Origin of the sequence: Methanothrix sp., from assembly GCF_024518575.1 — an archaeon.
Classification (GTDB): domain Archaea; phylum Halobacteriota; class Methanosarcinia; order Methanotrichales; family Methanotrichaceae; genus Methanothrix_B.
This window is the reverse complement of sequence record NZ_JANIHG010000005.1, coordinates 25282-36464: the sequence shown is the minus strand read 5'-3', so window position 1 is coordinate 36464 and position 11183 is coordinate 25282. Positions and strand designations below refer to the sequence as shown.

Sequence of the window (11183 nt, the reverse complement as noted above, 5' to 3'; positions counted from 1 at the left end):
TGATGGTTCATGGGCTCGAATGGCCGAAGGGTAAATCGGCAGCATCAGAGAGCTACTTCGTGTGCTCGTATCACTGAAAACCCCGCATGCGACTGCAGAGGCTTGCCAAAGAAATCAGCAGCATGTGGACCCCGCAGAAACCATGGGGAATTATGCCATTTGACGGCGATCCTGAAAGACAATTCATCGAGCAGGACCCAAGAGCACGACCCCAAAATCTGTTGGCAGTGGGATCTCCGAAGATCGAGATCCTCAAAGCCTGACGGGATGTGATCGCCCACGCTCGATGGCGAGATCGAAACGCTTATAAATAGCTTTGTCATATTACCGACGCGGGCCGGTAGCTTAGTCAGGTAGAGCGAAAGGCTCTTAACCTTTAGGTCGGGGGTTCAAATCCCTCTCGGCCCGCTAAGGGGCTGTGGCCTAGCCAGGTAGGGCGACGGGCTCCAGCGGTATGATTGGATGATGAGCAACGGGTCTGCTGAGCCATCCCGACGGGGATGGTGTTGATGATCCGTTGGAGCACTGAGATGATCATGTCTTCTCAGAATCGGAGAGACCCGTCGATCGTGCGTTCGAATCGCACCAGCCCCACCTTTCTGACGGCACCGTTAAATAGAATGCTCCACGTTCTCTGGGTGGTGCTGAGATGTACTCAGATGTACTCACGATGTGCTGGTCAATAAAAGAGGTCAACAAGAACCTATCAGATAGAGAGCCACTGATGGATTACACCGTGCGCTATCTGAAGAATGCGTGCTCCCGTCTCGGCGAGATGCTCATTCAGATAGACGCGCAGTCTCCGGGCGAGGAGATCGGCGTCAGGGACAGGGACGGAAGAGAAAGGCGATTCTCGCTCAAGGAGATAGCAAAGATGCTGCTTGACGCGAAGAAGGTCGTGGAGTTCAACCTCATCGATAACATCGAGTCCTGGGCGAGATCAAAGGCGTGATTATGGTTTCAGGGCGCAAACTCCGATCTTTGGAGCGATCCTGTAGCGAAAACACCCCGCCCTGAAGGGCGGGGTCTTGCTTCGCGTTCTCCACTCCCAAAGATTATTTTCCTGTCTTGTTGATGTGTTGGATAACTTTTTCAGAATTCCATCTCTAGGCATCGATTCTTGGCTAATTTCCATCTTTACCCCTAATGGCCTTCAGGTTGCGAATTTTTATCCAACACAGAATGTCTTGTTAATGAATCTACACCGTGGCGTTCGTTGGCACAGTACCTGAACCAAGCATGTTATTGGTCACAAAACCGCATGCTACATGAGATGCATGCAAAAATGATGGGGGATCTGCTGTTAGTTTGATCCACGGAAATTCGCCACAGGAGGTTAACTCTCCATATATGCTTTCAGCAAACGCCACAGGACTCGCCTCAACACGATTTCGAAAGGCGCGCTTATGTGTTGTAGATCGCATTGGGTCATCGTCCGCATCTCATCGATACCAGGGCGCTCGCCAGGATTATCGGGCCGATGAACTCGGATCTGGCCCTGGTGGAATCGACAAAGACGATCTCATCTGTGAGAACGGGCGCGCCCATGGCGGTTGCGCCGCATACCATCAGCATCGTCCTGAAGAGCAGGTTGCCTGATATGCCATCCGGCGCGAGCACGAGATCATCTCCGCGCGCGGATTCTATCAGTATTCCCCTGTGGATCGCATCGAAGCCGTTCTCCCTAAGCCGCGCAGCCACGAACTCGCCGTGCGCCAGACTCGTATCGACATGCTCGCTCCTTCCCACATCCTCTAGCCTGCCGCCGGAGAGAACCGAGACCGTGGGATCTACGCCCATTCCCCTGAGAAAAGATGCCCCGCGCATGCCAAGCTCCAGCTTGTCCTGTAGAGTCTCCCCCTCATCGATGCCGACTGGAGCCAGGAAGAACGCCCATCCACCGAGCTCCAGCAGGGCCATCCTCATGACATCGATCCCGGCCCTCGAGAGAGCCCTCATAGTCCTTGTGGCGGATATGTTGCCCCTCACAGCCCCGTCGATCTCTGAGCTCATAAGAAGCCGGATCAGCTCCTCCTCAGGCGAGGCAGAGCGGATCAGCTCGATGCCCTCAGGAGCTGCATCTCCTACAGCGATGATCTCAGCGTATTCCCCCGCCGGGACGAGGCTCTCGAGAACATCCCTCCCGGGGTTCACCAGCCCTATTCCGATCCTCGCCCTGCAGCTGCGTGCTTTTTCCTCAAGCAGATCGATGAATCTGCGATCCATCTTACCCCTCAGTTTATGCCAGTCACACGATCCCTCTCGAAATCGAAGAGAACTGCTCTCCTCTCCCCGCTCACAACCTCAAGCCTTCTCTCCTCGATCACCCTGCCGATCCTCGCAGCACTCAGCCCGTGCCTCCTGAATACATCCACGACCTCAGATGGGTCTCTGGTTGTGACAACGAAACCCATGCCCGGATACATCTTCAGCCACTCCACGAGAGCCAGTGAAGCGGGCACCGGTATCGCGTCGATCTCAACCTCCGCGCCGACACCGCTGGTCTCGAGCAGCATTCCGAGAGTCCCGAGCATCCCCGGATTGCTGATGTCCTTTCCGGCTGTGACAAGTCTACTCTCACCGAGCGCACGCATAGAAGTGATCTGGCGTCCCAGCGTCTCCCTGTCCTTGTGGCTGGTTGAGTCGAAGTTTATCCTGAAGCTCGGATGAACTGTTCCCTCAAGATCAACCCCGACCACCACCGCGTCACCAGGCTCTGCGGTGCTGCTCAGTATCACGCCGTCCCTCCTGGCCTTGCCCAGAATCGCCACATCCAGTGCGTTGTAGGGCGTGTCCGGATGGAGATGGCCGCCCACTATCGGGACTCCAAACTTCTCAATCCCCTTCTCGACCCCCCGCAGGACAGCATCCGCAATTTTTGGAGAGTTCACGGATAGAACATCCACCATGGCGATCGGGGTGCCTCCCATGGCAGCTATATCATGGACGTTCACAAGAACAGCGCAGTATCCGGCCCATTCGGGATCGGCATCCATCAGCACCGACCATATCCCGTCTGCGGCGAGGAGAAGAACCTCATCGCCGTTATCTATGACGGCAGCATCCTCGCCGAAATCCGCTATCACCCTATCAGAGACGGCAGGAAAATACCTGAGCATATCGCCAATGCTTCGCTTTCTGGTTATGCCCACGAAGCTCCTGAGCTCCGATACCAGAGACTCCAGTGTCATTGCAACCACAGAATATTTCCTATCAAAAATAGATGCCGGTAGTCTGCTGCTCCGAGGGCGTTCCATATACCTGCACCCTTGCGGGATGACCGGCTCCACTGGAAGCTATGGTATGTGGAATATGTCTACGTTCTACAGATATCGAAAACTCCCCACTCTGTAAATATAAGTGCATTATCTAATTTTGTTTTTTGCGATTAACAAGATGACGTAAATGCAGGGTCACACTGGAAGCAAAGGGGTAATTGTATCAAAATATGGCTGGAAGCTGCAGACACATATGTAAATACAGTGTGACCGCGACTTCCTCCCCCTGAAGAGCGGGGCTTCCTGCGCTTCGACTTGGAAGCAAGTCGAAGGTTTCACAGTTCTGATCATCCGGCATCCCCACAGGCTCCACCCCTCAGAGTGTGAGCATGTTCAACGCTGCATTACGATCTCGATCCAGTTTCAGTCCGCAACTCAGACGTTATTTCTTGACCATATAGGTCTCTTACTCCTAAAAATGGGGGTTTGCGCCCTGCTCGCTCCTATCAGGACGTGCACGGTTCTCACTTCAGTCTCGCTTCGATGGCATGGGTGCTTCTCACGCTGCGGTGGATATATCTTGTAGGATCGCAGAAGATCGACCATGGTTACACTGACAATAGATAAGAATGATCTGAGGGATGCCAAAACAGAGGTCTCCAACCTGGCAGGTGCGTTCTTTGCAGGCACAAGCCCCCTGATACGGCCTTTCATGGACATGCTCGAGTCGATAGTTCCGGCAGAACAGCAGGGGAGGGGGACCAGCTATCTCATCAGCGCCCTCAGATACCACATAAGATCGATAAGGGCGGATGAGAACGGCATAAGGGTTGAGAGCGATATCGGCTCTGTGGATATACCGCGCAGGATGCTCGAGGAGAGGATCGAGGAGAGGTTTCCGTCGTTCGGGCACGACTCTCTGAACCTGCCAGGGCTGCTGTTCCTGCAGAGCGGTCCAGCAGTCTACGCTGCGAGCGTGAGCAAGCTCCGAAAGGTCCACAGTATCCTGATTCCCGAGGGAAGACGAACGCAGCGATACATATTTCATGTGATCGTGAGATCTCTGGAGGCAGATCAGGACGTGATAAAGATAGAGATAGATATGGAGAGACTGCCGCGGATAGGCAGGCCGGAGGAGCCAGAGAACTCAGGGTGAATGCTGCAGCATATGGATACATTCAATAAAATGCGATATGGAAACCACGACATTTCAGATGCTCAAGGGGAAGGCTGCAGCATATGCTCTTCATTGGCTCGAATCACGGAACGCCTGCGCAGGCCGAGCACCAACGCGCCGAATTCATGGTCGCTCCGTTGATTTCAGTGAGGAGCCGTACCATTCAAGCATGTAAATAAAATATAAATACTAAAATGAATGTAAGTGCAGATCTCCACATACACTCAAAGTACTCAGCTGCCACATCTGGGATGATGGATCTCGACACCATCGCGGCTGAGGCGCGCAGAAAGGGCATACACCTCGTTGGCACTGGCGACGCGCTCCACCCGCAATGGCTTGAGAATCTCAGGCGGCTTCCGGAGAGGGACGGGATCCTATGGCATAACGACCTGACAGGATTCGTCGTGACAGCCGAAGTCGAAGATTCAGAGGGCGTTCACCATCTGATTCTCATCCCCGATCTCTCCAAGGCCGGGGAGCTGAGGGAGATCTTCCGGAAGAGCTCGAGCAACATAGATACTGATGGCAGGCCAAGAATCCTTTTAAGCGGAGCAGAGATCGCGGATCTCTGCCTCGAGGCGGATTGCATCATCGGGCCGAGCCACGCGTTCACGCCATGGACAGGGATCTTCGCGCATCACAGATCACTTAAAGAATGTTACGGAGATCGAGCCGATGATATTCTTTTCATAGAGCTCGGCCTCAGCGCCGACTCAGACTACGCGGATCGCATAAGCGAGCTGAGGGAGAGGACGTTTTTGTCGAACTCGGATGGCCACTCTCCCTGGTCGAACAAGCTCGGAAGGGAGTTCAACCAGTTTGATATCAGAGATATAAGTTTTCAGGAGCTCAGGCTCGCGATAGAGCGCAGATCGGGGCGCAAACCCCTTCTCAACGTCGGCTTCTACCCGGAGGAGGGAAAGTACAACAGAACCGCATGCACCAGATGCTACAGGCAGTATACAATGAAGGAGATGGATGAGCTGCTGGGACGGTGCGGATGCGGCGGATCGATCAAGCTCGGTGTCAGGGACAGGGTCGAGATCTTAGCAGATCTGCCGCAGCCGGTGCACCCGGATCACAGGCCTCCGTACATCCACATAATCCCCCTGGCCGAGATAATCGCGATGGCCCTCGGCCACAAGAGTGTGTTCACAGCAGGCGTGAGAAAGATATGGAGCGATCTGGTATCTGAGAGGACCGAGATAGAGGTGCTCCTGCTCGCGGAGATCTCTGAGCTGAATACAGATGAGAGGGTCGCAAGGGCGATAGAGGCGTTCAGATCAGGAGATGTCGTGGTTACCCCAGGAGGTGGCGGGAGGTACGGAAGGATATCCCTTCCCCCGCCCAGAGCCCCTTCCTCAAAAGAACCATCCCAGAGGTCGCTTCTGGACTTCTAGTCGCTGCAGCACTGTGCAGGCGATGTTCTGTTCATCGCATACACCCACCGCCCATCGAATCCGCCTGCGGCCCTGACAAGGATCTCCCTGCTCAGGGCATCCCTCACATCAAGCCGCAGGGTTATCACGAGAGGCTCGCCAGCTCTCAGCACATCCTGTCTCCACCTCATCACATCGTTATCGATCTCCGGCTCTGGATACGCGCCCAGAACCCTCGATCCGTTCGGAACCACCGAGGTGATGTAGACAGGGGAGAGATCCCTGACCCCGTCGTTCTGTATTTTCACAGTGAGACGCATGATATCCGATCCCTCCATGTACATCTCTGTGGAGATGTTCATGTGCGGCGATCCATACTTGTATGAAACAGGCAGGCTGATGCTTCTCCTCATTGTGTAATTTCCGATGTAGATATCGCTCAGATGTGAATCAATGGTATGCGTATCTGTGACCGCCATTCCGGAGAGGTTCACGTTCGTCTCAAGCCCTCTGGCGGTGAGCACCGTCTCCTTCTCGATCCTCGATCCGGAGTACTCCTCACGTATGCTCTGTCCGCCCCTGAGCCATGCGCCTGAGCGCCATTTAGAGATGTTGGCCGCAACGCTCAAGCTCTCTTTGATCGATCCATGGCTCACGGACCCCTCTGAGATGTATCTTCCTGAGCCGGAGGTGTGAATCTGCAGCGCTCCATAGCTCCGGCCTGATACGAGCGTGCCACTTCCGAGGTAGGAATGGCCATAGCTCCCGTACTCCCCGTGCTCCTCGAACCTCACTGATATCTCCGATCTGCCGGAGTGTCGATCGTATGCTCTCATAGCCCCCGTGATGTTTGAGATCTTCTCCGCCAGAATGCTTCCGGATCCGATGAGCACCATATCAAGAGAGACCACAGTGCCGTTGGAATCTGCAGCAGCCTCGATGCTGCTGGTCTCCCTTTCAGCCCTGGCGAACGACCTCATGCCCCCATGAGTGGCCCTGTTCGAGATCTCGAAGTAATCGCTCCACGGAGATTCGAATGCAACGGATCTCCTGCGAACATCACCTTCGTACATGCTGCTTTCAGCCGCCTGAGACCTCGATATCCTGATGGATCGATTTTCTGTGCTCATGGACATCCCCTCCTGCGAGCGGAGAGATCCACTGCCGTGTTCCATCATCCGGAGCTCCGATCCCTTCTCAGCTGCTATCCTCACAGTGACGCAGTCACCTGCAGAGAGGTTCCCAGAGAAGGCCTGGACGCAGTTGCGCAGCGCTGCGCCCTCGAAGCCCGAAGTGCACTCCCTGTATGTTCTGGTGAACCCCCTCCCCTCAACGCTCCCGGCCATGTCGAAGTACATCTCGCTCGTCGGAATCATCCCGCTGATCCTTATCAGGGTGCACTCTCCAGCACGGAGACGGCCGATATGCCACATGCCATCAGGTCCTGGTGCAGGATCTGCCTCCTGGATTATGAATCCTGGATCCGGGATCTCCTTCACGGTGATGTTCCAGAGATCTGCATCAGATGGGTTGCAAACCCTGATATCATACTCCACAGTATCGCCGCGCCTGCACTCTGTGCACGATGGCTGCTTTCTGACCGTGATCTCTCTTTTGGGGACATGAACATGCGTGGATACCTCCGCGGATACAGGCAGCGACTCTGAGCTCTCCAGGGTGAAGGTCGCCTTCACCACATCATCTCCGTTCACAAGAGCGCTGATGCGTACGGTTCTCTCATCTCCAGGCATGAGCTCAGAGCCCTCCGACCAGACGATCTCTTCACCGGTGGAGATACTCGGAAGCGGGGTCGCGCTGATGATCTCCACGCTGGATGGGAACAAGGCTCTGAGAGATACATTTGTCACCTTCAGAACTCCCGTATTTCTGTATCTCACTGTGTAGATTACAGTTTCACCGCTCTTAACGTCCTCGGGAGAGCCTGTTGCATTGATTGAGAGCTCTGGGGCGATCAGGATCGTCCTCTTGGAGATATTCTCCTCATGCCCCTCGAACGACATCGTAAAGGTGGTATCCACAGCACTCCCATTCGCAGCCCTTCCGGCCCTTGTGATGATTCTTATGGTGCCCTCATCCCCCGGATGAAGCACATCCGGCAGCGCACATCCCGACCAGATGCTCCCGTCCGGGGCGCACGGCACAGGGCTCGATGATACGAAGGCGAGAAGCGGATCATATCTCGCCTTGAGAACAGCACCCCTGATATCCCTCTCACCGATGTTCCTGTAATGAACTGTGTAGTTCACGAAACCGCATGCCATCTCCGGCGCAGCCACGCTTAGGTATGAAGATCCGACGATGAACTCTGACGATGCAGATGCAGTGTAATTACGCTCTCCGCTCTCAGCGCTGGACCATGTGAGTCTTGACTCTGAGAGAGATCGGCCGTCTGAGAGGGCCACGACATCGTACTCCAGCAAGGCGCTCTCGCCGAGCCCTAGCCTCCCGATCCGCCAGAGCAGGGAGCCTTCACCGATCTCAACATCTCCTCTCTCCGGAGACGTTCTCACGCTCTCCCGAAGGATCCTTATGCCCGGGGGAATGCTCTCCCTGAGAATCACATTCCATGCGTCGCATGCGCTCTCGGGCGAGTGATCGATCCTCACAGAGCACCTCAAAATATCGCCCGTCTCCAGGCTCCTCAGAGCCGGAGCCCTCTCCACCCTCAACCGCGGCTCGGCGATCTCCACCGGCCCTGTCGCCACAGAGATGGATCTAGTGAGACCATTCGAGATCCAGCTCAGCTCCAGGACCGCCCCGGGCGCATAATCATCGACGATCGCTTTCAGGGAGATATCAACATGCATGGCCTGCACGCCCCCAAGGTGCCAGCAAATCCTATCCCCGCGAACGATCTCCTCCAGCGGATTGAAACTCCGTCTGATGCCAGATGCATCGTATTTCAATCCCCTGAGGCTCAGGTTCATCCATGCATCCCTCATGGAGGGGAGCTCGCCGTAAAAGCGAATCATGAGATCCTCTCCAAAGCCCCTCCTCACAGGCCCTTCAGGCTCGCATCTAATGCTGAAATTCTCCACCGCGACATAAGCCTCTGCGGTCTTGTTGTAACAGTCGAGATCGTTCCAGAGCCCTGACCTCTCGTTCGGGTCATCGCCCTCCCTGCTCGACCAGTACAGCCTCGCAGCGCCTCCTGCACTGCCTGCGGTCTCCGGCAGGATCGTGTATGTCACAGTGACGGATTCCCCTCTCCCAAGCCTCTGAATGGACCATACAAGATCTCTGCCAATTTGCTCGAAGCCCATCGGCCGGCTCGTGTTGATCCCTACAAGTCTTGCGCCCTCCGGGATGGAGTCCGCGAGGATGACATCATAAGCATCGGATCTACTACCACCATCATGAGAGCACGAGAGCGTGAACCTCACCTCATCACCCACGATCGCATATGATGGCGCGCTCTTCACCAGGGCCAGCGATGGCTCCACGACCTCTATGCTTCCTGCCTTGCTGTCGGTTCGCTGCCTCGATGAGCCATCGTAGCTCTTCCAGGTGATCCTGGCTGCTCCTGGTATCAGGAAGACACCGTTCCTGTTCTCCCTCCGGTTCGCGACAATCACGCTGTACCAGATGTCCATATCGACATCTTCTGTGTTGTTCAGATCGCCGAAGGAGAGAACAAGCGTGTCGCCCTCAGGGGCTGGTGGCTGGATGTCATTTGGAACGAAACCGCTGGTCCTCAGGCTCGATGGGTCGTAGATCGTGCCATCGGGAATGGTGTCTGTGATGATCACCTCCCTGAGAATGGCCCTCGGGAGGTTCAGGTGGATCTTGTACGTCACAGAATCACCGATGGCACAGCTCCTGTTCGTATCGGGCGTCTTGGATATGCTCACGTCTCCTGACACTGTGAGCTTCGCAGATGTAGACTCATCATAATTATTGAGACTCGTTCCTCCGCCCCACCGCTCATTGGGGTCTTTCCCGGGCAGGCTCGTCCACGTCACATAGGCTCCGGTGCTCAGGCTCTCCCCGGATACGACTGTGCTTCTCACCCTGAGAGCAAGCCTCAGAGTTTCAGCATCCCCGGCGCGGATTTTGTCATAAGTGCATGCTATGTTTCTCCCATCAACAGCATGCTCTGGATCCGTGCTCAGAACCTCAAGCCCATCCGCGATCGTCACACTCAGATTGACATCGTATGCATTACTCGAGCCCGTGTTGCGCAGGGTCACGATCTGCTCCACGATATATCCAGCATGAACGGTCGTTTTGTTGGAGCTGATGGAGATCTTTATGTCTGGCTCTGTGATGGTGATCGGTGTGCTGGCGTTTGTGGAGCAGAGCGTCTCTGTATGGTCCTTCCATGTGGCCTCAACTTTGTTGAGAAGCACTGTGCCATCCTGGTTCGTTATTATGTTCCGAACAACTGCATAGATCTGAAAGGCGATCTCGGTCTTCTCTGTATATCCAAGATTCCACAGCAGGGTCCTGCCGTCCAGATGCGGAGCGGGAATGTCTCCCTCACATTTGAGGTAATTGAGACCTGAAGGGAGAACATCCATGATCTTCAGTTCGTGAACGTCCCCGGGCAGCTCAAGACTTACAGAGAAAATAACCACATCGCCTATGGCCCTTCTCGAATCCGGCTCCACAACGACTCTCAGCGCACCGCTGCTTCCCAGAGGTTCGTATAAATCCGTAGCTATACTGTCAACTGTATAAACTGACGTAGTATTCTTGACTGACGATCCCGAGGCTGCATGTAACGAGATGCAGAGACACGCTGCTGCGATGATGATAGTAATTATATGAATAGCTTTAAACCATGCACAAAGATACTGGCAAAAATCATCAAAATTTAATTTTTTAAATAATGCTTTATTTTTGGATCCTGTCCAGTACACGCACATGTTGCCACCCCACCTCCTGGTTTGCACAATCTGCCTTGATCCAGGCAAATTCAATCGTTTTTAGATATTTATATCACACTAACACTATGAAAGTACATCCCCGTGTAAAGAGAGTTGACGTTATGACCTGGATTTAACCCTTTCCAAACTATGTAAACATTTACAGATAATTTTTATAATGTTATCTGACAAACGATGCTCGATCTGCAGAAAATTGCCATGGTCAGTATGCCCTCATAATGTCTCGATGGGGTTTCGCGTCCGGGCATCATAAAACCCCCTGGGGTGTATGGGTGGAGGAGACTCCGGTCTTCAGGCCGGAGTTGCTGACGTATTGATCACAAGAGATCGGTCGCCTGCACAGCTCTTGTGGCAGAATATGGTATGCTCTTTCGCGAGGCATCTTTTACGCTTTGACCAGATGGTTCTGAGGGGAGATGCAATATGGAAAGCTGCACTGCTCAGGGGATCTCCAGCAACCCATAGCCTCAGAGATGAACCACTGGCTTTTGCTCGT

Annotated in this window: 6 protein-coding genes and 2 tRNA genes; 5 read left to right on the top strand and 3 right to left on the bottom strand. The window is 54.4% G+C overall.

From position 1 onward, the window contains the following. Positions 1-334: 334 nt before the first annotated feature. The 3 genes from NQU42_RS02055 (at position 335) to NQU42_RS02045 (ending at position 952) form a co-directional block, all read left to right on the top strand. Positions 335-408 (top strand) — tRNA-Lys (locus NQU42_RS02055). Positions 409-412: 4 nt separating this feature from the next. Then, positions 413-594 (top strand) — tRNA-Trp (locus NQU42_RS02050). 55 nt (positions 595-649) lie between these two features. Beyond that, a complete protein-coding gene (locus NQU42_RS02045) occupies positions 650-952 on the top strand; it encodes a hypothetical protein (protein ID WP_296608636.1) in 303 nt (100 codons plus the stop codon). A gap of 476 nt (positions 953-1428) precedes the next feature. Here NQU42_RS02045 and mtxX read toward each other — a convergent pair whose 3' ends face one another. Together mtxX and NQU42_RS02035 are read right to left on the bottom strand one after the other, a co-directional pair. Further along, a complete protein-coding gene (gene mtxX / locus NQU42_RS02040) occupies positions 1429-2226 on the bottom strand; it encodes a methanogenesis marker protein Mmp4/MtxX (RefSeq protein ID WP_296608635.1) in 798 nt (265 codons plus the stop codon). A gap of 8 nt (positions 2227-2234) precedes the next feature. Then, positions 2235-3191 carry a methanogenesis marker 2 protein gene (locus NQU42_RS02035; RefSeq protein WP_296608633.1) on the bottom strand — a complete coding sequence of 319 codons (957 nt, stop codon included), beginning with the start codon at positions 3189-3191 and terminating at the stop codon, positions 2235-2237. Positions 3192-3822: 631 nt separating this feature from the next. Here NQU42_RS02035 and NQU42_RS02030 point away from each other — a divergent pair. Both NQU42_RS02030 and NQU42_RS02025 read left to right on the top strand, forming a co-directional pair. After that, a complete protein-coding gene (locus NQU42_RS02030; protein ID WP_296608632.1) occupies positions 3823-4374 on the top strand; it encodes a hypothetical protein in 552 nt (183 codons plus the stop codon). 215 nt (positions 4375-4589) lie between these two features. Then, on the top strand, positions 4590-5798 hold the full coding sequence (locus tag NQU42_RS02025; RefSeq protein ID WP_296608630.1) for a TIGR00375 family protein: 1209 nt from the start codon (positions 4590-4592) through the stop codon (positions 5796-5798). Here NQU42_RS02025 and NQU42_RS02020 read toward each other — a convergent pair. Beyond that, positions 5795-10408 (bottom strand): hypothetical protein, encoded by a 4614-nt coding sequence (locus NQU42_RS02020; protein WP_296608629.1) that lies wholly within the window; start codon positions 10406-10408, stop codon positions 5795-5797. The genes NQU42_RS02025 and NQU42_RS02020 overlap by 4 nt on opposite strands. Positions 10409-11183: the final 775 nt, after the last annotated feature.

Excerpts from the sequence above, each read along its gene's own strand:
- NQU42_RS02030 (WP_296608632.1), top strand. The coding sequence starts at position 3,823 with ATGGTTACACTGACAATAGATAAGAATGATCTGAGGGATGCCAAAACA.
- NQU42_RS02035 (WP_296608633.1), bottom strand. The coding sequence starts at position 3,191 with ATGACACTGGAGTCTCTGGTATCGGAGCTCAGGAGCTTCGTGGGCATA.
- mtxX (WP_296608635.1), bottom strand. The coding sequence starts at position 2,226 with ATGGATCGCAGATTCATCGATCTGCTTGAGGAAAAAGCACGCAGCTGC.
- NQU42_RS02045 (WP_296608636.1), top strand. The coding sequence starts at position 650 with ATGTACTCAGATGTACTCACGATGTGCTGGTCAATAAAAGAGGTCAAC.
- NQU42_RS02025 (WP_296608630.1), top strand. The coding sequence starts at position 4,590 with ATGAATGTAAGTGCAGATCTCCACATACACTCAAAGTACTCAGCTGCC.